General features: G+C 65.8%; 15 protein-coding genes and 1 pseudogene. 6 read left to right on the top strand and 10 right to left on the bottom strand.

What is annotated here, in order from left to right:
• Window positions 1–1,811 (bottom strand): methyl-accepting chemotaxis protein (locus AC1DSO_RS21365; protein ID WP_477070727.1); only part of this gene is annotated, 1,811 nt, incomplete at its 3' end.
• A 346-nt stretch (window positions 1,812–2,157) separates the two neighbouring features.
• On the opposite strand from AC1DSO_RS21365, the gene AC1DSO_RS21360 reads away from it, so the two are divergent.
• Complete coding sequence (locus AC1DSO_RS21360; RefSeq protein WP_477070725.1) at window positions 2,158–3,249, top strand: DUF2332 domain-containing protein; 1,092 nt, start codon at window positions 2,158–2,160, stop codon at window positions 3,247–3,249.
• 339 nt (window positions 3,250–3,588) lie between these two features.
• Here AC1DSO_RS21360 and AC1DSO_RS21355 read toward each other — a convergent pair whose 3' ends face one another.
• Both AC1DSO_RS21355 and AC1DSO_RS21350 read right to left on the bottom strand, forming a co-directional pair.
• On the bottom strand, window positions 3,589–6,084 hold the full coding sequence (locus AC1DSO_RS21355; RefSeq protein WP_477070724.1) for a TonB-dependent receptor domain-containing protein: 2,496 nt from the start codon (window positions 6,082–6,084) through the stop codon (window positions 3,589–3,591).
• A 693-nt stretch (window positions 6,085–6,777) separates the two neighbouring features.
• The gene (locus AC1DSO_RS21350) at window positions 6,778–7,965 is read right to left on the bottom strand and encodes a GntR family transcriptional regulator (protein ID WP_477070723.1); all 1,188 of its coding nucleotides are present in this window, start codon (window positions 7,963–7,965) and stop codon (window positions 6,778–6,780) included.
• Between the two features lie 251 nt (window positions 7,966–8,216).
• Between AC1DSO_RS21350 and AC1DSO_RS21345 the strand changes: the two genes are divergently transcribed.
• Window positions 8,217–10,340, top strand: coding sequence for a TonB-dependent receptor (locus AC1DSO_RS21345; protein ID WP_477070722.1), 2,124 nt, complete (start codon window positions 8,217–8,219; stop codon window positions 10,338–10,340).
• On the top strand, window positions 10,340–12,055 hold the full coding sequence (locus AC1DSO_RS21340; protein ID WP_477070721.1) for an alpha/beta hydrolase family protein: 1,716 nt from the start codon (window positions 10,340–10,342) through the stop codon (window positions 12,053–12,055). Before AC1DSO_RS21345 ends, AC1DSO_RS21340 begins: the two co-directional genes overlap by 1 nt.
• Window positions 12,056–12,111: 56 nt before the next feature.
• Here the strand turns inward: AC1DSO_RS21340 and AC1DSO_RS21335 are convergent, their stop codons facing one another.
• Window positions 12,112–12,888 carry a DeoR/GlpR family DNA-binding transcription regulator gene (locus AC1DSO_RS21335; protein ID WP_477070720.1) on the bottom strand — a complete coding sequence of 259 codons (777 nt, stop codon included), beginning with the start codon at window positions 12,886–12,888 and terminating at the stop codon, window positions 12,112–12,114.
• Between the two features lie 9 nt (window positions 12,889–12,897).
• Window positions 12,898–14,433 carry a glycerol-3-phosphate dehydrogenase gene (glpD, locus tag AC1DSO_RS21330; protein ID WP_477070719.1) on the bottom strand — a complete coding sequence of 512 codons (1,536 nt, stop codon included), beginning with the start codon at window positions 14,431–14,433 and terminating at the stop codon, window positions 12,898–12,900.
• A gap of 133 nt (window positions 14,434–14,566) precedes the next feature.
• Here glpD and glpK point away from each other — a divergent pair, with 133 nt between their 5' ends.
• Window positions 14,567–16,075 carry a glycerol kinase GlpK gene (gene glpK, locus AC1DSO_RS21325; protein WP_477070718.1) on the top strand — a complete coding sequence of 503 codons (1,509 nt, stop codon included), beginning with the start codon at window positions 14,567–14,569 and terminating at the stop codon, window positions 16,073–16,075.
• A gap of 376 nt (window positions 16,076–16,451) precedes the next feature.
• Window positions 16,452–17,201 (top strand): glucose 1-dehydrogenase, encoded by a 750-nt coding sequence (locus AC1DSO_RS21320; RefSeq protein WP_477070717.1) that lies wholly within the window; start codon window positions 16,452–16,454, stop codon window positions 17,199–17,201.
• A gap of 126 nt (window positions 17,202–17,327) precedes the next feature.
• Here AC1DSO_RS21320 and AC1DSO_RS21315 read toward each other — a convergent pair whose 3' ends face one another.
• The 4 genes from AC1DSO_RS21315 to AC1DSO_RS21300 all read right to left on the bottom strand — a co-directional run bounded on the left by AC1DSO_RS21315 (window position 17,328) and on the right by AC1DSO_RS21300 (window position 20,453).
• A complete protein-coding gene (locus tag AC1DSO_RS21315) occupies window positions 17,328–18,068 on the bottom strand; it encodes a DUF6456 domain-containing protein (RefSeq protein ID WP_477070716.1) in 741 nt (246 codons plus the stop codon).
• A complete protein-coding gene (locus tag AC1DSO_RS21310; protein WP_047407254.1) occupies window positions 18,065–18,436 on the bottom strand; it encodes a helix-turn-helix domain-containing protein in 372 nt (123 codons plus the stop codon). The genes AC1DSO_RS21315 and AC1DSO_RS21310 overlap by 4 nt, the downstream gene beginning before the upstream one ends.
• A gap of 119 nt (window positions 18,437–18,555) precedes the next feature.
• A complete protein-coding gene (locus tag AC1DSO_RS21305; protein ID WP_477070715.1) occupies window positions 18,556–19,500 on the bottom strand; it encodes a hypothetical protein in 945 nt (314 codons plus the stop codon).
• Window positions 19,501–19,523: 23 nt separating this feature from the next.
• On the bottom strand, window positions 19,524–20,453 hold the full coding sequence (locus AC1DSO_RS21300) for a sugar kinase (protein ID WP_477070714.1): 930 nt from the start codon (window positions 20,451–20,453) through the stop codon (window positions 19,524–19,526).
• A 25-nt stretch (window positions 20,454–20,478) separates the two neighbouring features.
• Here AC1DSO_RS21300 and AC1DSO_RS21295 point away from each other — a divergent pair.
• A pseudogene (locus AC1DSO_RS21295) lies at window positions 20,479–20,601 on the top strand (hypothetical protein); the annotation flags it as partial.
• Here the strand turns inward: AC1DSO_RS21295 and AC1DSO_RS21290 are convergent.
• Window positions 20,602–20,768 (bottom strand): DUF885 family protein (locus tag AC1DSO_RS21290; RefSeq protein ID WP_477070726.1); only part of this gene is annotated, 167 nt, incomplete at its 5' end.

Genomic DNA, 20,768 nt, shown 5'->3' with positions numbered 1-20,768 from the left:
CCCACGCTCGAGGCGTTGCTGGCGGATCCGCTCGAACGCAGCCGGAAACGAGCGACCAGCGTGGTCAATTCGTCAGCTTCCGACGCCAGGTTGCGGGCGGCGGCGGTCGCTTCCTTCACCATCGCCGCGTTCTGCTGGGTCATGCTGTCCATGCTGGCGACGGCGCTGTTCACCTGCTTTAGGTTGTCGGCCTGGGTTTCGGTGCTTTGCGCGATCTCGTTGATGAGGGCGTTGGTGTCGCCGATCTTCGCGCCGATCAGCGTCAGCATTTGACCGGTGGCGCCGACCCGGCCCACGCCGCTCGCGACCTGTTCAGAGGACGTGTGGATCAGCGCCTTGATGTCTCGCGCGGCGTCGGCCGAACGCTGGGCCAGTGCGCGGACTTCGGAAGCCACGACCGCGAAGCCCTTGCCGGCGTCGCCTGCGCGCGCGGCTTCGACGCCCGCGTTCAGGGCCAGCAGGTTGGTCTGGAAGGTGATGGCGTCGATCAGATTGATGATCTGGCTGATTTCTTCGGAGCTGGTCTGGATGGCGTCCATGGCCGAGATGGCCTGGGTGACGATGGCGCCGCCTTCCATGGCGCTGCCGTTTGCGATCTCGATCGCCGTCTTGGCGTTCGTGGCGCGCTGCGCGGTCTCGCCCACCATGACGGTGACCTGCTTGGTCGCCGTGGTCGTCTCCTGCAGGCGCGAGGCCTGCTGCTGCGTGCGCAACGAAAGGTCCTCGGAGGCCGAATAGATCTCGGCTGCGCCCAGATGCACGCTCTGCGCGGACCGCGCGACGCCGGAAATACTCTCTTCCAAGCCTTCCACGGCGCTGTTGAACGACTGGCGCAGGCGCTCGTATTCTGCGGCAAATGGCGTGGTGATGACGTGGGTCAGATCGCCGGAAGCCAGAGCGGCCAGCGCCGTGTCGAGCGTTTCCACCACGCGCCGCTGGGCCGCCTCGGCGCCGATCCTGGCCTGGTCGGCCTCGGCCTTGGCCCGATCGGCCGCAGCCTTGGCGTGATCGGCCTCGGCCTTGGCCAGGGCCGCGTCGCGGAAGACGAGTACGGCGCGGGCCATGTCGCCCAATTCGTCGGCGCGGGCGGCGTCGACGGAGATGTCATTGTCGCCCTGGGCCAGCTGGGTCATGGCCTGGGTCAGGGTCGTGATGGGGCGCGCGATCGTGCGGCTTAGCATCCGCGACAGCGTCATGGCGATCGCTATCAGAGCGACGCCGCCAATTGCCAGGGTGATCACGGCCGTGATGATGGCCGCCTGCTGGCGCGCGCTGTTCTCGGCGATGTGTTTGACCTCGGTATTGCGGACGTCGCGCAGGGGCAGCACTGCGGCGCTGACCAGCACCTTCTTGCCGCCGTCGCGCACCATTTGCTGGGCCTCGTCCCGCCGCCCGTCCCGGACGACTTGAATCAGCTTGTCGCCCCAATTCTTCCGCCACGCGACGGTCGCCACGCGGGAGTCCTCGATGTCCTTCAGCATGGCCGGGTCGGTCAGCATCGACTTCAGCTTCTCCGAGACGCGATCGTATTCGTCACGGCCTTCGAAGTAAGACTTGAGATAGCTCTCGTCCCCAGTGACGAGGAAGCCGCGAAACTGGCTGTTCTGCCGAAGAATAGCCGTCTCGAGCGCCAGCGAGTCAGCATGGATTGACTGGCTGCGATTGTTGCTCGCCGTCGAGGCGCGAACCATCATGATGGTCGCGAGAAAGACGAGCATCATGATCGCCGCGGAAACGCAGATGAGAACGAACGACAGGCTGAGTTTCTTCGGAATGTTCATTTTGTCCGTCATCGTTCGACCAATAGCCAGCCAGCCAGTGTCTTTGGCCTAGGACGCTCATCGCACCGCTTTGGCGGAAAGGCCCGCCGCAAAACGTTGGATTCGCTCCAGTGCCATCGCGGTCGAAGCTAGAGAACAGTGGTTGCTTGCGCATTAATGACGATCGCTGAAGCCCGTTTTGGGTCTGCGACATAAAGTCCGTATCAGATCTGACGTAATTTATATGGCCTTAACATGCGTTGCTGCTCAGTAGCAGCGATGTAGCGGCAAGAAAAAACCGGAAAATTACACCTAAACGTTGTCTCGGCCGCACTGAGTGCGAATAAGTTTCTTTTAAATTGTGCGGGGGCGCATTGCTTGTGTGGATTGTAATCCAATGAATGCCCTAGCGAGAACCGGCGCCGAGCAGGCGTTTGTGCGCCAGGCGGAAAGCTGCCGCTCCACAGGCTCGGCCTTCGTCGCGGCCGTGCTGGAGGCTGTCGATCGCCAGCTGCCGCTCGCTCCGATCAGCAGCCGCATGATCCATGACTGGGCGGGCGACCCAGCCGCAGCCGCCGTCGCGCTGCGCGTCAATGGGGCCCTTCACTCGCTCGCGCGCCGCGGCAAGCCGCAATATCTGGCGGATCTCTACAACGGCGAGCACAACGACTTCGACGGCGCGATCGCCGAGGCGTTGTCGCAAGAAGATCAGTTTATCGCCGACTGGATGCGCTACCCGACCCAGACCAACGAGGTCGCCCGGGGCGCGGCGATCATGTCCGCGCTGATGACGGTCGCCGCCGAGCGGCCCATGCCGTTCCAGATCCTGGAATTGGGCGCGAGCTGCGGCCTCAATCTCAATCTCGCGCGATACGCCTATACGCTGGGCGGGGTTTCCGCCGGCGACGCCGCGTCAGCCGTGCGCATCGCGCCCCGCTGGGTTGGCCCGGATCCGACGGTCGCCGAGGTATCGATCGCTTCGGCGCAAGGCGTCGATCTGAGTCCTCTGAGCGCTCTGGACCCGGTCCACCGCGAGCGGCTGCTGTCCTTCACCTGGGCCGACCAGCCCGCGCGGTCGCGGCGCCTCGAGGCGGCCTTGCAGGTCGCCTTGGCGTATCCGCCTCGAGTCCATCGGGGTGACGCCAAGCTGTGGCTCGCCCAACGCCTGGCCGAGCGCCAGCCAGAAGGTCTGTGCCGCACCGTCGTGCATACGATGTTCCTGCAGTATCTGAGCGACCGGGATCGCAGCGAGATCGCGACCATGCTGGCCGCGGCCGGCGCTGGGGCGTCGGCGAAACGGCCGCTCGTCGAAATTGGCCTTGAATGGACCGCCGACCGCCGCGAGGTTCAGCTGCGCCGCACCCGCTGGCCGGACGGCGACACCACCGTGCTGGCCATCTGCCATCCTTATGGGGACTGGGTGGAATGGCGCGAACGGGGCGAAGCCGACGCTATCTCTGCAGTGGCGTGGCATGCGGACCGAAAGTAGACGCTGTCGACTGAACGTCAGGTCTTCGACCCGATCCGGTGGTCCGCAGCCGGCGATGCACCGCCAACCAATCGGACGTGTTGATCGGTACGGAAGGTGGGCTGCGGGAATTGACGTCCGAGCGCGGGGCAATGGGACTGACGCCTCACACCCGTGACGTCCCCGATGCCCAAGACATGTGTCGCACCCACGTTGATGGTAGGCGTTTGCTCGTGAGGCGGTGGTCATACTGCCGACGCCCTACGACTCGTCATGTTGGCCAGCAGCATGGGGGCGCCCCGCCCGTGGACGCAGAGGAGGCTGACTGCTCGCGACTGGCGCGTCGGCCTCCTCCACTGACTAGAAGTTCAGACGGGCCGACATGGAGACCGTGCGCCCGTTGACGGCTCGCCCGATACCGATGTCGTTGGTCGGAGCCGATGGTGTGGTGATCTCGATGAAGGCGACCTTGTCGAACAGGTTTTCCACATTCAGCATCAGCTGCACGCGATCTGTCGGGCGATACTGTGCGAAGGCGCCGACGAGCGTGTAGCCCGGCATCTTCATCAGGTTGTTGTCCTGCACCCAGCTGTCGGTCGTGCCGGCGACGTTGGCGCCGATCGTCACCTGGCGAAGCTCAAACTGGGGCGTTGCCTGAAAGATGAAGTCCGGTTGGCGGCGTGGGACCATGCCGGCAACGGCGGGGTTCAGCTTGTCGTTGATGAGTTTGGCATGGGTATAGGTCACGCCGCCCCGCAGGCTGAACGGACCGTGCCGATAGGTCCCTTCGGCTTCCACGCCATAGGCGGTGTAGGTCCGATCGGTGGTGATGCCGCCCGCCTGCACGTTCGTGTCTTCGGTGTCGGCGTTGAACCCGGTGACGTTCACGGTGAAGCCGGGGGCGCGGTATTTGAACCCGCCTTCGAATTGTTTAACGATGTCGTAGCCGTCGGCCTTGTTGGCCAGGCTGCCGTCGGTGAAGCTGACCTTGTTCGAGAACAGCAGCTTGTCGGCCCCGGCCCGCGCACCGCGGCTGTAGCGCGCGAAGAGCGCGAACGGCTCGGCGACCCGGTAGTTCAAGCCCATGGAATAGCTGACATAGCCGTAGTTGTAATTGACGGGCGCCGGGCGGTCGTAGGGCGTGAAGGCGGTTTTCGCTTCCGCGACGGAGATGACGCCGTTGCCGTTGAAGTCGACGGACTTGATGCCGATGCGGCCGCCGCCCAGATCCGCCCCGAACAGCTGGCCGCGCACCCGGCCCGCGTCGTAGCGGAGGCTGCCCCCGATCGCGACCTTGCCGAAGCGATAGTTGAGCGACCCGTAGGGCGCAGTGATGTTGTACCGCACGTCGTAGCTTCGCCGGAAGAAGGCGGTGTTGCCGGACCGGTTGAACCCTAGATAGCCGTCCTGGGTTTGTGCGACGCCAGCGGCGTTGGTGTAGTTGATCAGCGCGGAGTTACCGTCGCCCGCGACATCCTGGATGTGATTACTGTACAGCCAGTCGCTGGTGTAGTCCTGCAGCGACTTGTAGACTCCGCCCGTCACTGTCAGCTCGCTCTTGCCGACCTTGTACGCTCGCGTGGCGCGCAGATCGTTGATGAAGTTGTTCAGCGAGCGCGATTCAATCCGGTTCAGCGAGCTGGCGACAACCAGGCCGTTGCCATTGATGGCGCCAAGATTGGTGATGACCTGGCCGGCGCGCGGACCCGTGGCATAGGTGAAGGTCCCCGCGCCGCCGCCGAGCGAGGCCGGCAGCGCGCGGCCCGAATAGATGGCCGAGACCAGGTTGCGGGTCGTCCCGCCCGAGATGTCAGAATACCGACCGCGCTCGGTGATCGTCCAACCGCTGACCTCGAACTGCGATTCCAGGCCGATCGATTTCACCAGGGCGCTCTGGCCTTCGCTGATCGGGAGTTTGGCGGGCTTGTTGTCGGCGTCGAGCGTGACGAGATCGCCCAGGTAGCCCGAGATCATCGAATCGCGCCGGACATCGTAGTTGTCGAAACTGCTGTAGACCGGGTGGTCATTGGTTCCGGTGATGCGCACCGGGCCTGGCAGATAGTGCGGTGAACGGTCATCCAGATACTTGCCGGAGAGCCGGACGTACCCTTTGGAAAACTGCTTGGTGACGTTGAACTTGAGCTGGCCGCCTTTGAAGGCGTTGAAGCCGACCCGTCGCGGCCCTTCACCCTCCCGATAGAAACCGCCGACGTGGAAGCGCCACGTGTCGTTGATGGGCGCGCCGTACTCGAAATCCACGCGCTTGGTGTCGTAGTCGAGCCCGGTGGTCAGCTGGACCGTGCCTCCGGCCATGTCCCCGGTCTTGGAGATCAGGTTGATCACGCCGGCCGGCGAGTTCGACGCGAACGTCGAAGACGAGCCGCCACGGATGGACTCGACCGCGGACAGATTGAGGTCGGCTCGAATGTAGATATCGGTCGCGCCGTTGAAGAAATCACCGAATTCCAGGACCGGCAGGCCGTCTTCCTGAAGCTGCATGTATTTCGACCCGCCGGACGCCAGGGGGAGGCCGCGAATCGTGTAGGCGGAGCTGCCGTCGCCGGTCGAAGACTCGGTCCTGATGCCCGGCAGGTTGCGGAGCAAGTCGCCAAGCGAACGTCCCCCCAAGACCTCGATGTCTTTCTCGCGCAGCGCGCTTGTCGAGGTCGCGCTGTCCAGCCGGTCGCGCCCTTTGGCGACGCCCGTCGAGAAGACCTCTTCACGGCTGGCCGACGCGTTCGCTGCCGGCTTCCCAGAAGCCTCCGCGGTTTTTGGCGCACCGGTTTCAGCCTGTGCGAGTGAAGGTGCGACAAATAGAAGCGGGGCGATAACCGTCGAGAGATAGAATAGCTTCATAATGTCGCACGTCCTCCGCTATGTTGAATCGACATTTACTGCAACAATGTTTGTCATTCGGTAAATGGCCAATGTATAAATTGAGTTGTAAATCGGTCGTTAACCGTTCTCTTCGCCCCCACGTCTACCCGGAGCTCGCTGAGCCAACTGCCGCCGCCTCGATGGCGCTGCCCAGCACGAGGGTGAACGGTTGCGCGGCATTCCGGCAGATCGTCGATCGGAGCACGCCGGCTTCGACCTGTTTGCCCTGCGGGCAACGTCCGCTCAGAGTCACAACCGTGCAAAAAGATCACCACGGATTTGACCGGGCCGCCCGAGGTGGGCGCCGGGCTAGGACCATCGAGCGTGGGGATCTGGGTCATGGCGGTTTTTGGTCTCTGGTCGGTCGCTCGGGCGCTCGGGCGCTCGGGCGCTCGGGCGCTCGTTAGAGCCGTGGGCGCGGCGACGTCGCACGCCCAGACTTGAACGGACTGTCGCCGGATCGTTTTCGACCTTCGCGGACGGCGCGAACCACGTGTCCAAGGTCTGGTTCCTGGAGCGAGCCGAACGTCTGCTCGTGGCGCTAGAAGGCCGTTTGCAGGCGCAGCGTCTCGACCACGCGACGTCTCGGTGATCTCAACAACGAAGGTCAGATGGCGTGGAGGTTCACAGGAGAGCCGGCGCGTAACGCCGCAACTCGTTCGCGCCGACCGATCACCAGCTTGGCCGAAGAGCTTCCTGACAACGAAGATGGGCCTGGGCGCTGTCGCCGATACGGTGGGAGAGGATATTGTCCACGATCGTGTGGCTGGCCGCGATCAGGGCCCTTGCCTGGTCATCCTGTAGTTCAGGGCGGGTTGGCCGGGTGCGCACGATATTGGCGGCGAACGCCTTGGCCAGCAGATGCAACGGATCGTTGGCCGCGCAATCCGAAATCGCCCGCTGCAGAAGATACCATTGCATCCCTACCGCGGTCGGACGGTCGCAAGCACGCATTTGCGCCAGCGCCTCTTGCAAGGGCTCGGTCGGCCCGCGATCCTCTCGGCTGGCCAGGGTGATCAGGGCGATGTTTATCGTCCGCACCATGTGATCGCATTGATCAATCGGCACCTGATGGCTGGCGAAATGAAGATGCGCGGTGCGGACAGCACGCAGAGAGTGGTCGCACTGTAGCGCCAGGCCTCCGGTGCGCCCTTTTTGGAGCTTCGCCATGCCCGCGTCTTCAAGAAGACGGATGGCCTGGACGACGATCTGCAGACTGACGCCATAGTGCTCGCACATGGCGTCCAGTACGCCGGTCCGTCCATCCGGGCGCTGGGCCATCCAAAAGGACAGTTCGCTCTCGATATGCGCGGCGATGGTCTCGGCGCGCAGCTCCCCGGCCCGGCAAGGCGTGGGCGATCGGCTATCGTTGGTCAGGCGGGTCAAGACAGAGCGCGCGAAATCAGCGGCGGGGCTCTCGAGCGGCGCGTGCGGAGCCAGCATCGCCAGCGCCTGCGCGGCTTGACGCCGGACGGCGTCGCCGGCCAGCGCGGCGGCGATCGTCTCGCTTGCCGTGTCCAGCTTGACCGCCACCACCACATGACCGCCGGTGCGGCCCCGCTGAACTTCGACCCCGCCGCGCGCAAGCAAGGTGCGACTGGCTTGGCGCACGATACGCCGGCTGCAGGCGTATCGACGCGCGAGTTCGCCCTCGGCGCCAAGCTTGTGGCCGGGACGCCAGCCAGACCCGTGGATGTCGGCCTCGATCGCGTCGGCGATGTCCAAGGCCCGCGATCGCGGCTGGTTCTCGTTTCCAAGAATTCGGCGAAACAGAGCTGTTGACCGCGCCTCGACCGGGGTGTCGCCGATCTGGTGGCCGGTCTCGAAAACGGCGTCGGCAGTCCTAGCAGAGGTCCCCATGCTTCATTCTTGGCAAGGGAGTCTCGGTTCGCAAAACGAAAATTAGCGAACGTAGCGAAAAGGGGTCCCTGTTTTCCCGACGCTCGCGCGATCAAGCTCTCCTGGAAGGGCGCGTCTCAAGCGCGTCCTCGCTTAAAAAAGCAAAATTGGGGGAAACCATGTTCTTATCGCAGTTGGATCGTGCGTCGCCGCGGGCCGTAGTCCTCGCGCGCAGGGCCTCGCCCTTGGCGATCGCCCTCTCTCTGGCGGCCATGCCCGCTTTCGCGCAGAGCACGGCCCCCGCCGACGAGACCTCGCTCACCATCGAGACCGTCATCGTCACCGCCCAGAAGCGGTCGCAGAACCTGCAGGATGTTCCGATCGCGATCACCGCCATCGAGGGCGGCGAACTGCACGCGCTGCAGATGACCAGCGGCGCGGAGATTTCCCGCCAGGCCCCTAATGTCAATGTCTCGGTCCTGGGCAACGAAGACCAGCCCAAGTTCTCCATCCGGGGCGTGTCCCAGTCGCAGTTCCAGCTCAATGCCTCGTCGCCGACGGGGGTCTTTTATGACGAGGTCTTCGTGCGCGCCTCGTTCCTGGGCGGCGCTCAGTTGTTCGACATCGACCGGGTCGAGGTGTTGCGCGGCCCTCAAGGCACGCTCTTTGGCAAGGAGACCGTGGGAGGCGCGGTAAGCTTCATCACCAACGCGCCGACCTTTGGGACGGAAGGCTATGCGGCGGCCGAGATCGGAAACAACGGCTACTATCGGGTCGATGGCGCCTTCAACACCGAGCTAGTGCCCGACAAGCTGGCCGTACGCATCGCCGGCAACCTTTCCAAGAGCGACGGCTTCGTCAAGAACCTGTTCCCGGGCGGCCGCGACAAGTCCAACATCGACAAGGTCGCCCTGCGCGGATCGCTACGCTACGACAGCGGCGAAGGGTTCGACGCCACCCTGCGCCTGTTCCACACGCGCAGCACGCCCGACGCCGTGGGAGCGATCACCTATGGCTTTGGTCCAGGCGGGTTGAATGCGTTCGGCGCCGATCCCCGGGTCAATCCGGGCACTGGCCAGCGCCTGTCGGTTCACGAGGCGTTCTATGATCGCCAGGGCGGCATTCGGGTGGCTGGCGACGGCGCCTATCTGACGATGAATAAAGAGATCGGATCGGTGACCCTCACCTCGATCTCGTCCTACCTCGATGGGCATTTCCTCAACGAGGTCGATGGCGACGGAACCGGCGCGCCGCTGCTGCATCTCGACTTCATCGCCGACGTCAAGGAATACAGTCAGGATCTGCGCCTGGCGACCCGTCTGGACGGTCCGTTCAACGTCATCGCCGGCCTGTATTATTTCCACGACGAACTCGACAGCGTGTTTCGTATCCTACAGTTCGGCGGCGCGTTCACGGCCAACCAGACCTTCGGCCAGGAACGCAGCAGCTATGCGGCCTATGCCGACGGCACCTACGAGATCACGCCGGATCTGACCCTGTATGGCGGCTTTCGGTACACCAAGGAAAAGGGCGCGCTCAACGACTTCAAGTCGATCATCAATATTCCGGGTCTTGGGATTCCGGACACCGATTTGCGCTATGACGAAGCCGAGCCCAGCGGCCGGTTGGGCGTGCGCTACAAGTTCGCTCCGCACGTCATGGCCTACGCCCAATACGCCCGGGGCTACCGTTCTAGCGGCTTTAACGGCGGCGCCGTCGCGTTTCCCGGCGATCTCAATGTGGTCAAACCCGAATTCCTCGACGCCTACGAGGTCGGCCTGAAGACCGAATTGCTGGATCGGCGCCTGCAGTTCAATCTCGCCGCCTTCCACTACGAGTTCACCGACCAGCAGTTCATCAACTCGATCTCGCTGACCGAGACCCAGCTGGTCAACGCGGGGACCTCGCGTCTCAACGGTATCGAGGTGGAGGCCAGCGCTCGTCTGACGCGGGGCCTGAAAATCACCGGCGGCCTGGGCCTGCTGGACGCCAAATATACCGAACTGGCTCTGGGCGGCCTCGACCTGGCCGGCAACCGGATGATCGAATCCCCGAAGGTCAGTTTCAATCTGGCGGCCGATTACACCCGGCCGGTGGGAGGCGACGGCGAACTGCTGGCGCACGGCGACTTCACCCACAAGTCCGACCAGTATTTCAGCGCCTATAATCGCGACAAGTTTCCCGAGTCCCTGCAGTACGCGCCGGAATTTTCCGAAGTGAACGCGCGGTTGGCCTATCGCGGCGGCAACGGCCGCTACGAGATCGGCGTCTGGGGCAAGAACCTGACCAACAACGACGTACCCACCGGTGCCGGCACCGACCAGGGCACGGCGACCTTCTTCACGACCGTTCCCTATCCCCGCCGCTATGGCCTCGACGCCAGCGTGAAGTTCTGATGACCCAGCCCGCCAAGAAGGGCGGCCGCGGCGCACTGGCGCTGCTGGCCGTCGGTCTGGTCATGATGCTGACGGGACTGATCGCCGCGGCCGCCATCCAAACCGCGTCCGGCGTCTCGGTGACGGCGGTGCGCTTCCAGGGCAAGACAGGAGCGCACATGCGCGCGCTGCTGTTTCGACCGGCCGGCGCGACCGCCGCAAGCCCGGCGCCCGCGATTTTGGCGGCGCATGGCTACCTGAACTCGGCCGAGATTCAGGCCAACTTCGCCATCGAACTGGCGCGTCGCGGCTATGTGGTGCTCGCCCCCGATCAGCGGGGACACGGCGGCAGCGACCCGGCGGTGTTCCAGGACGGGTTCGGAGGCCCCGATGCGCTGGCCTATCTGCGGAGCTTGCCGTTCGTCGATCGGGACAATATCGGCCTGGAAGGCCACAGCATGGGTGGATGGACGGTCATGGCGGCGGCTAAGGCGCTGCCGCAAGGCTATCGCGCCATGGTGCTCGAAGGGTCCAGCGTCGGTGCGCCCTTCGCCCCCGAAGGCAATCCGGGTTTTCCGCGCAATCTGATGGTCGTCTACGGAACACGTGACGAGTTCGGCGGCTTCATGTGGGGGCCTCAAGCGCCGCTGCATACCGGCGCGACGCCCAAGGCCATGGCGCTGTTTGGGGCCGACCAACCCATCGCGCCCGGCAAGATCTATGGCGACATCGGCAAGGGGCAGGCCCGGCGTCTGGAGACGCCCGCGCTCACCCACGCCTGGCTTCACGAGTCGCCTGTCGGCATCGGCCTCGCGCTGGATTGGTTTGGCCGCACGCTCGAGGGCGGCAAGCCGCTGGCCGTCACCGACCAGATCTGGCCGTGGAAAGAGGCCGCCGGCGCCTTGGCCCTGGCCGGCGTCGCGCCGCTCTTGTTTGGCCTTTTCGGTTTGCTGCTGCGATCGTCGAAGTTCCGGCTGCTCGCTGGGCCGCCCGCACCGCGTTCAGGTCCCACTCGCGGCGCGTTCGCGGGACTGATCGCCATGGCGATCGTTCCCGTGCTCAGCTATCTGCCGCTGATGCAACTGGCCGAACGGTGGCTGGGGCAGAACGGCCTTCTAAGGCAAACCTACACCAATCAGATCCTCGTTTGGGCTGTCGTCAACGCCGGCTTGGCGTTGCTCATGCAGGGCCTGACCCGATCGGCGCCGAGGCCGGCGTTCAACGCCCCGCTGCGGGCGTTGGGACTGGCCGGCGCGGTCGCCGCGGGCCTTTACGGCGTGATCGCCGCGGCCGACCTGCTGGGTCACGTCAACCCCCAGCTCTGGATCCTCATATGGCGCCCCCTGACCTGGAGCCGCCTGCGCGACTTTCTGGTCTATCTGCCGTTCCTGACCTTCTACGCGATCGTCACGATCCGCACGCTGGACACTCTGCGTCCCCTGGATCAGGGCAGGGCCGGCTCGACGTTCGCCGTCGCAGCTGGGGTGCTGGCCGGACCGTTCGCGCTGTTCCTGGTCGTGCAATATGGCGCGCTTGTCGCGACAGGCGCCCTGTTCTCGCCGACCGAAGGCCTTCGCGTCATCGGCTCGATCCTGTTCGTGCCGCTAATGCTGCTGGTCGCCGGCCTGGCGGTCGGCACGGCGCGGATGACGCGAGACGTCCTGCCCGGCGCGCTGCTCTGCGGTCTGCTGATCACCTGGTTCCTGACCGCTACTCAGCCCATCGGCGTCGGCTGAGCCTGGCCTGGAGGGGCCAACGGTCACGGCGCGCCGTGAGCGTTGGCCGCCGGCCTTCACTCGGCCTCGCCGGCCTCGACGATCTGGACCTCATGACGTTCGCAGACGGCGCGCAGCGGCTCATTGTCCAGTCGGTCGGTGACGAAGAAATCGATGTCGCGAAAATGCCCGATCCGCACCGGAGCCGCCCGACCGATCTTGCTGTGATCGGCCACCAGCAGGACGCGCCGCGCGTTGCGGATGATGGTCTGCGACACCTGAACCTCGTTGATGTCGAAATCCAGAAGCGATCCGTCGGGATCGATCGCCGACGCCCCGATCACCGCGTAGTCGACCTTGAAGTTCTGGATGAACTCGGTCGCCAACGCCCCGACCGAGGCTCGGTCCTTAGCGCGGATGCGTCCACCCACCACGATGGTGTCGATCTCCGGCGAGCGGCTGACGATGTCGACGACGTTGAGGTTGTTGGAAATGACCATCAGGCCGCGGTGAGCATCCAGCCGCCGGGCGACCGCCTCGGTCGTGGTGCCGATATTGATGAACAGGGACGCGTGGTCGGAGATCAGGGCCGCGGCGGCCCTGCCGATCGCGTCCTTGGCGCCGCGAGCGACACGCTGGCGAGATTCATGAGCGATGTTGTCGACGCCCGAGGCGATCACCGCGCCGCCATGTACGCGCGCTATCAGATTGCGCCGGGCCAGGATGTTGAGGTCCTTGCGGATCGTCTGAGGGGTCACGTCCAGACGCTCGACCAAGTCGTCGACGCGCACGCGTCCTTCGTCCTGGGCCAGGGTCAGGATGCGTTTCTGCCGGGCGGCCACGACCTCGTTCATACCCGTTTCCTAGGGCGTCTTGACCCCGTCGGGCAAGGCTCCAAGCTCCGCCAGGCGGTTTTCGAGCGCGCGGACCTGGGCCGGGTTGAGCCGCAGCCCCAATTTGGTGCGGCGAAAAAGGACGTCCTGCGCGGTGCGCGCATATTCGTGGGCGACAAGATAGTCGACCTCCGCCCGATACAGGCCCGCGCCGAAATCGGGCCCAAGGTCGGAGAGGTTGGCGGCGCCGCCCAGCAGGACCTCCAGGCGCGAACCATAGGCGCGACACAGGCGTCGCAGCAGTGGGGCCGGCATCCACGGGCGTTCCTGGGCCATGCGCGTCACAAAGCCCTCGAAATCGCCGTCCGGCAGATCGCCGCCGGGCAGGGCGGTCTTGTCTGTCCAGCCCGCGCGAGGGTAGCCCAGCAGCGGCGCCAGCTTGGCCAGCGCCTCTTCGGCCAACCGGCGATAGGTGGTGATCTTTCCGCCAAAGACGCTCAGCAGCGGCGCCTCTCCCACGCCCGCGTCAAGGTCCAACACATAGTCGCGGGTTACTTCCGAGGCGCTGGCGGCCTCGTCCTCGCGCAGGGGCCGGATTCCGGCATAGCTCCAAACCACGTCTTCGCGCCCCGGCGGGGTCTTGAAGTAGCGGCTGACAGCGGTGATCAAGTAATCGATCTCACCTGGGCTGATGGCCGCCGGGCCGGGGTCTTGGGTCCAAAGCTCGTCGGTGGTGCCGATCAGCGTGAAATCGTGTTCGTAGGGGATAGCGAAGATCACGCGACGATCGTCGTTTTGCAGCAGGTAGGCCTGCTCGCCGTCGTACAGGCGCGGCACGACGATATGGCTTCCCTTGATCAGCCGAACCTTGTGGTCGCCCCGCGCGGGGAGCTGATCGAGAACATGAGAAACCCACGGCCCCGCGGCGTTGACGATCGCCCGCGAGACAATCGCGTGGACGCCGTCGCCATCCGAGAGTTCAGCGCGCCAGAGCCCGTCCTCGCGTCGCGCTCCGACAAACCGCGTGCGCGTTCTGATCGTCGCCCCGCGCTCGGCGGCGTCCATCGCGTTGAGCACGACCAGCCGACTGTCCTCGACCCAGCAATCGGAATAGACAAAGCCGCGCTTGACGCTCGAGCTCAGGGGCGCGCCGAGAGGAGAGCGGTCCAGCCTCACCGAGCGCGTGGCCGCCAGGCGTTTGCGACCGCCGATGTGATCATAGAGAAAAAGCCCAAGGCGCACGAGCCAGGCGGGGCGGATCGCGTCCTGGTGGGGCAAGACAAACGCCAGCGGCCAGATGATGTGCGGCGCGATCGCCAGCAATCGCTCTCGCTCGACGAGGGCCTCGCGCACCAGGCGAAACTCATATTGCTCAAGATAGCGCAGCCCGCCGTGGATCAGCTTCGTGCTGGCCGACGAGGTGTGGCTGGCCAAGTCGTCTTGCTCGACCAGCATGACCGACAGGCCCCGGCCGGCGGCGTCGCGCGCGATCCCCGCGCCATTCACGCCGCCACCAATGATCAGCAGATCAACATGGGTCGGTGCGATCGGGTTGGCGGGACGCATGGGGATTGATCCTCGAACAGTGATGGGTATCGAGTTCGATCTGTAGCGAACTGTTTCGAATGAAACAAGGTTGACCCAAAAATAGAAACAAACGAAAACATAGGTCGCCAAAAGCGAAACTCTGGGAGAGGCGATGACGGGAGGTGACCATGTGCTGGCGGTCGACCAGGGCACGACGTCGACGCGAAGCATCGTCTTTGACCGCGCCGGTCAGGCGATCTTCACGGCGCGGCGTGACGTGATCCAAATCTATCCTCGGCCTGGTTGGGTGGAGCACGATCCCGAGGACATCTGGCGCGGCGTTCAGGCGACCATGGCCGCGGCGATCGCCGAAGTCGGCGCGGCGGCCATCGCGGCGATCGGCGTCACCAACCAGCGCGAAACGCTGGTGATCTGGGATCGGAGCGACGGCCGACCCATCCATCCGGCGATCGTCTGGCAAGATCGACGCACCGTGTCGCTTTGCGCGCGACTGAACGCCGAGGGCCACGGGGCTTGGGTCCGCCAGCGCACCGGATTGCCGATCGATCCGTATTTTTCGGGGCCGAAGATCGCCTGGATTCTCGATAACGTGCCTGGTGCGCGGGCGCGCGCCGAGCGTGGCGACTTGGCCGCGGGAACGATCGACAGCTTCCTGCTCTGGCGGCTGACGGCCGGCGCGGTTCACGCGACCGATCCGACCAATGCGGGCCGCACCCTGCTGTTCGACATCCACCGCCAAGCCTGGGACGAGGATCTGCTGCGACTGCTGGACGTGCCGGTCGGGCTCTTGCCGGAGGTGCGAGACAACAGCGGCGATTTTGGCGCCACCGATCCGGCCCTCTTTGGGCGGGCGATCCCGATCACGGGCCTGGCGGGCGATCAACAGGCGGCGCTGTTCGGCCAGGCCTGCTTCACGCCCGGCCAGGCCAAGGCCACATACGGCACCGGCGGCTTTGCGCTGCTCAACATTGGGCGAACGCCGACCCTATCGGGCGCTGGGCTGCTGACGACGCCGGCCTATCGTCTTAACGGTGTCACCACCTACGCCATGGAAGGTTCGATTTTCGCGGCGGGTTCGGCGGTCCAGTGGTTGCGCGACGGCCTGGGCGTCATCACCAACGCCTCCCAGACCGAAAGTCTGGCCGCCCAGGTTTCGGACAATCACGGGATCTACATGGTCCCAGCGTTCGCAGGGCTGGGCGCGCCGCACTGGAGCCCCGCCTCGCGCGGCCTGATCTGCGGATTGACGCTGGACGCCACGCCGTCCCATCTCGCGCGCGCGGCGCTTGAGGCGACGGGCTACCAAACATGGGATCTCCTCGAGGCGATGAGCGTCAAGGGCATGGGCGGCGTCGGAGCGCTGCGTATCGACGGCGGGATGGCGGCCAACGGCTGGCTGTGCCAATTCCTGGCGGACATCCTGCAAGCGCCCGTGGAGCGCCCCGTCGCCGTCGAAAGCACCGCCTTGGGCGCGGCCTTCCTCGCTGGGCTGGCCGTCGGCCTGTGGCCCGACCTCGACGCGGTCGCGCGGTGCTGGACGCTGGATCGACGATACGAACCGCGGATGGAATCCGCGCAGCGTCAGCGCCTGCTATCGGGTTGGCGCAAGGCGCTGGCCTCGACATTGGCTGTCACGCCCAGCGGAGGGGAGGCAACCTGACGACCAGGTTGCAGTCGGCGTCCACCGACTGGTGGCTAAGCCGAGCAACTCGATGAGATGCTTCTTGGCGCCTTCCTGACCGGCATTTGCGCGCGTGCCCAGACTTCTGGCAGCCCCTGAAGGTCGTGTTTCTGGAGCGGTGCTTGAGTCCGCTGCTGGCGCTTACGCGCCCCCGCCACGCACCACTCAGGCCTTTGCGACTGCTTCGCAGTTTTGACAGTCCTAACCTGTTTCCGGGACACTTCTAGCCTGTACCGACACGCTCATAGAAAAACTCCACCCTCCCGCTCATTGAATCACTTCGATGATTATCTAAATGTCGAAGCGTTCGCCATTCAGAGCGAGCGGCCCCCAACGGGTCGTACGGAGAGAGATCATGAGCAAGCTTACGGGCAAGACCGCTATCGTCACGGGCGCGTCGAAGGGCATCGGGGCGGCGATCGCCAAGGCCCTGGCGGCCGAGGGCGCGGCCGTGGCGGTCAACTACGCCTCCAGCCGCGAGGGCGCCGACAAGGTGGTGGCCGAGATCGTCGCCGCCGGCGGCAAGGCCATCGCCGTCCAGGGCTCGGTGGCCAACAGCGCCGACGTCACGCGGCTGTTCGACGAGACCCAGACGGCGTTCGGCGCGGTCGACATCCTGGTCAACAACGCCGGCGTCTACGCGTTCGCGCCGATCGAAGAGTTCAGCGAGAGCGAGTACCGCCGCCAGTTCGACACCAACGTGCTGGGCGTGCTGCTGGCCACCAGCGAAGCCGCCAAGCGCTTCGGCCCCAACGGCGGCAGCGTCATCAACATCAGCTCGGCGGCGACCACCGTCGATATCCCTACCGCCTCGGTCTACACGGCCACCAAGGCGGCGGTGGACTCGCTGACCCGGGTGCTGGCCAAGGAACTGGGTCCGCGCAAGATCCGCGTCAACGCCATCTCGCCCGGCGCGGTCGAGACCGAAGGCACCCACACCATGGGCATCATCGGCAGCGAGCTCGAGGCCCAGATGATCGCCCAGACGCCGCTGGGCCGCATGGGCCAGCCGTCGGACATCGCGCCGGTGGCGGCCTTCCTGGCCTCGCCGGAGAGCTACTGGATCACCGGCGAGATCATCGCCGTGGCCGGCGGCAACCGGTAAGGGTCGCACCTCCCTATCCTGTCATCCCGGAAGCCTCGCAGAGGCTATCCGGGACTGCCGGAAGCGCCGCGCTCGGGCGGTCCCGGCTCTCCGCTGCGCTGCGGCCGGGATGACAGTTCTTTGTGCTCACATCATCCGGTAGTGCTGCGCCAGGCGCTGCAAGGCCAGCTTCAGCACGGTCTTGCCCGCCCGGCGGGGCAGTTTCAGCGAGCGCTCGGCCGCCTCCAGGGCCGAGCCCATCAGGCACACCCGCTCGAGCATCTCGCGAAGACCGGGTCCGACGGCCGCGAGGGCCTTGGCGATCCGCTCGCGCGTGGCGTGGTCGCGCTCGGCGGGCGCCAGGCCCGGACGGCCGCGAGGGGCTCTTGGCGTCTGGTCCCAGCGCATGGTGACGCGGCCCAGGCTGCCCAGGCTCTCGAACTCCTCACGCAGGCGTTCGGCGGCGGCGGCCTCGATCGGCGTCAGCCAGGGCCGCCCGGCCGCGTCGCGGCGACGGGCCAGCCAGGCGATCGGCGACTCCCCGAGATTTCGCCGCACGGTCCCGCCGCCCGCCTCCAGCCTGACCTCGGCTTCGATGACGCCCGGGCGGCCGGGCGGCGGAAGGACCGGTTCGGGTCGCGCCGTCATGGTCCAGCCGCCCTGCGGTCGCGGCTTCAGGGTCGCCTCGCGCGCCAGCATCCGGAACGCCGCCTCGTCGAGGGTCAGCATCACGCTGCGCCGCCGGCTGGGGCCCAGCCGTACGCCGTAGCCCAGCCCGTCGGCCGCGATCACCGCGCCTGGCCGCGACAACAGCCGCATGGCGCGCTCGGCCAGGCGACGGGCCTCCAACGCCTCGTCGAGGATGTCGCTAGGAGCCGCGACGCTCATTGCGGGATCTCCTCGGCGTGGGCTGGGGCTTGCCGCAGGCAGGCCTCCAGCTCGGCCAGGCGCCGGTCGAAGGCGGCGTCCTCGCGCATGTCCTCGATCTTACGGCAGGCGTGGCCGCAGGTCGTGCGATCGCGACCGAAGGCGAAGGCCACGCGGTGCAGCGGCCAATGGAAGGTGATGTGGGTCAGGTAGATGGCCAGCTGCCGCGCGCGAACGGCGGCGTGCGAAGCGCGTCTGGGCGTCGAGATCTCGAGCGCCGGCACGCCGGTGGCCAGGGAAACGAGATGGGTGACAAAGCCGACCGTCAGGCGGTCGCGGCGGGGATCGGGCGTGATCGCCCAGATGTCCTCAAGGGCTTGAACCAACATGGCGTCCTCCTCCCCGGTCGCGAGAACGACCGGTGAACACCACTATAGGTTTATTTTCCCAAACAGAGGAAGATATTCCTATTACACTCAGGCTTCATCGAGATAAGCCATTGATTTATCTACGCTGGGCAACCCTCAATTCCCGCACTCCGACGAGCATTCGAGCGCTTCGAATCCGATATGTCGGCGCGCCTCGGGGTCGCTGCTTGCGACTCGAGAATCCGTGCGACCGGCGCCCGGTCAAACAGCGATTGCATGCGCCTCATCCACGTTGCGTCCGCGATCGTTCCCGCCGCGCGAAGCCGCTCGCAAGCTTTGAGGGCCGCGGCGGCCCCGAACTCCGGATCGGGCCATAACATGTCGTCAGGACAGACGCGCCGCATCGCTTGAACCACCTCTTGCGGCGGAACAGGTCCCTCGCGCAGCCACTGCTCGGCCCGTCGAAAGCCATCCGCGCAGAACAGGCGCATCATGTAGGCGACCTTGGTCTGCATCTGAGCGCGCCCGTCGCGATCGACCGCGATCATCGGGAAAGCGGGCGCCAGCGATGGTAAGGCCGTGTTCGCGTAAAATCGCACGTCCCAGTAGGTTTCGCCGATGCTGGCGAAATGCGCGGCGTCGCGCACCAGGCTAAAACCGGACTCCCGCAGCGGCAGGATTTCGACCTTGGGCTTACGCACGTCAACCGTATCGTTGGAAACGTCGACATACAGTGATCCCAGCTGGAGCGCGTTTTGGAAATAGCGATCCCTCAGTACGCCCCAGACCATGCGCCCCACGCCGCCATTGTTCAGGAAAGCCGTCAACGCCCTTTCCCCCGGCGACCGGGGGTGCGGCGACCGCCCGTTCAGGCGCCGCAAGATGTCCGCGGTGATCTCCCGGCAGAAGCCATAGGGATAGGGTTTGCCGTAGCGCGCCGCCGCGCCGGCGCTCAGCGCCCGGTCGGTTTCCGAGCGCAGAGCCAGAAACATGACCTCAAGCGCCGGCAAGGCCGGCGTGAGAAAGCGGCGTGTCAGCGCCGACTGCAAGCGATCGGCGGCCAGGTTCTCGGATAGCTCGAACATAAACGTTGGACGGTTGGAACGCCCTACAGGATTACACCGTGCGGCAGGATGGCGCCTCTGTGCGAGACTACAAGCGCAGCCAGAGCGTGAGCGCGGCGAACCGAATCCGGAATCGTCAGGCCCGCCAGACGCGACGACAGATAGGCGGCGTTGAAGCTGTCGCCCGCGCCCGTGGTGTCGACGGCCTTTACGCGAGCCGGAGCCAGGGTGGTCGTCCGCCCGTCGGGGCGGTGGACGTTGACCGCGTGGCTCTCGTCGCGCGCCACCACTTCGGCCCCGGCCGCGGCCCACTCGCCGGCCAGGTCCTCGGCTTCGCGGCCGTAGAGCGGGCGGCTGTCCTCGCTGCTCAGTGAAACGTAGCGGCACGCCGGCACGACCCCGTCCAGGGCCGCGCGGGCGGCCTCGGCGTTCGGCCACAGGGCCGGGCGGTAGTTGAAGTCCAGGGCCACGGCCACGCCCAGCGAGTGGACATAGGCGAGGATATCCTTCAGCCGCGCCCGGCCGATGTCGCCGATCACCGCCAGGGTCACGCCCGACAGGTAGATGAGATCGCTGGCCTTGGCCGCCTCGATCAGCTGGTCGGCGGTGTGGGCCGAGAACAGGTCGCGGATCGGGGCCCGCTCGCGCCAGTAGTGGAACTTCCGCTCGCCGTGCTCGTCCAGCACGATGGCGTAGAGGCCCGGCAGGCGGTTCTCGACCTGGCGGACCAGGCGGGTGTCCATGGCCTCGCGCCGCATGGTCGCCAGCACGCCCTCGCTGAACGGATCGCCCTGCCCCAGCGCCGTGCAGTAGGCGACCGCGTCGCCGAGGCGGGCCATGTAGATCGCCGTGTTGAACGTGTCGCCGGCGAAGCCCATCCGGTACAGCGGCGCGCCGCCATCCGCTTCAGCCAAGGTTGGGGCCTCCGGCGACAGCTCGACCATGCATTCGCCGAGGACGGTGATCTTGGCCATCTGACGCTCCCCCTTCCTTCTCCCCTTGCGGGAGAAGGTGTCGCCGACAGGCGACGGATGAGGGGTCGCACTGTCTTATCCGGACAGGTCTTTCAACCCCTCATCCGTCTGGCTTCGCCAGCCACCTTCTCCCGCAAGGGGAGAAGGATCACTTCTTCTTGTTCCGCTGCTGGGCCTGCTGGGCGATCCRGGCGTCGATCCGGGTCTCCAGCACCGACAGCGGCAGCGAGCCGTGCAGCAGCACCGCGTCGTGGAAGCCGCGCTCGTCGAACTTGTCACCCAGCGTCTTCTCGGCCCGCTGACGCAGTTCCAGCA

This window comes from Caulobacter sp. P4_E5 (genome assembly GCF_056401555.1).
The sequence above is the reverse complement of the archived record's forward strand: the minus strand, read 5'-3'. Positions and strand labels throughout refer to the sequence as shown.

Coding starts and splice junctions, on each gene's coding strand:
- AC1DSO_RS21360 (WP_477070725.1), top strand. CDS start 2,158: ATGAATGCCCTAGCGAGAACCGGCGCCGAGCAGGCGTTTGTGCGCCAG.
- AC1DSO_RS21355 (WP_477070724.1), bottom strand. CDS start 6,084: ATGAAGCTATTCTATCTCTCGACGGTTATCGCCCCGCTTCTATTTGTC.
- AC1DSO_RS21350 (WP_477070723.1), bottom strand. CDS start 7,965: ATGGGGACCTCTGCTAGGACTGCCGACGCCGTTTTCGAGACCGGCCAC.
- AC1DSO_RS21345 (WP_477070722.1), top strand. CDS start 8,217: ATGCCCGCTTTCGCGCAGAGCACGGCCCCCGCCGACGAGACCTCGCTC.
- AC1DSO_RS21340 (WP_477070721.1), top strand. CDS start 10,340: ATGACCCAGCCCGCCAAGAAGGGCGGCCGCGGCGCACTGGCGCTGCTG.
- AC1DSO_RS21335 (WP_477070720.1), bottom strand. CDS start 12,888: ATGAACGAGGTCGTGGCCGCCCGGCAGAAACGCATCCTGACCCTGGCC.
- glpD (WP_477070719.1), bottom strand. CDS start 14,433: ATGCGTCCCGCCAACCCGATCGCACCGACCCATGTTGATCTGCTGATC.
- glpK (WP_477070718.1), top strand. CDS start 14,567: ATGACGGGAGGTGACCATGTGCTGGCGGTCGACCAGGGCACGACGTCG.
- AC1DSO_RS21320 (WP_477070717.1), top strand. CDS start 16,452: ATGAGCAAGCTTACGGGCAAGACCGCTATCGTCACGGGCGCGTCGAAG.
- AC1DSO_RS21315 (WP_477070716.1), bottom strand. CDS start 18,068: ATGAGCGTCGCGGCTCCTAGCGACATCCTCGACGAGGCGTTGGAGGCC.
- AC1DSO_RS21310 (WP_047407254.1), bottom strand. CDS start 18,436: ATGTTGGTTCAAGCCCTTGAGGACATCTGGGCGATCACGCCCGATCCC.
- AC1DSO_RS21305 (WP_477070715.1), bottom strand. CDS start 19,500: ATGTTCGAGCTATCCGAGAACCTGGCCGCCGATCGCTTGCAGTCGGCG.
- AC1DSO_RS21300 (WP_477070714.1), bottom strand. CDS start 20,453: ATGGCCAAGATCACCGTCCTCGGCGAATGCATGGTCGAGCTGTCGCCG.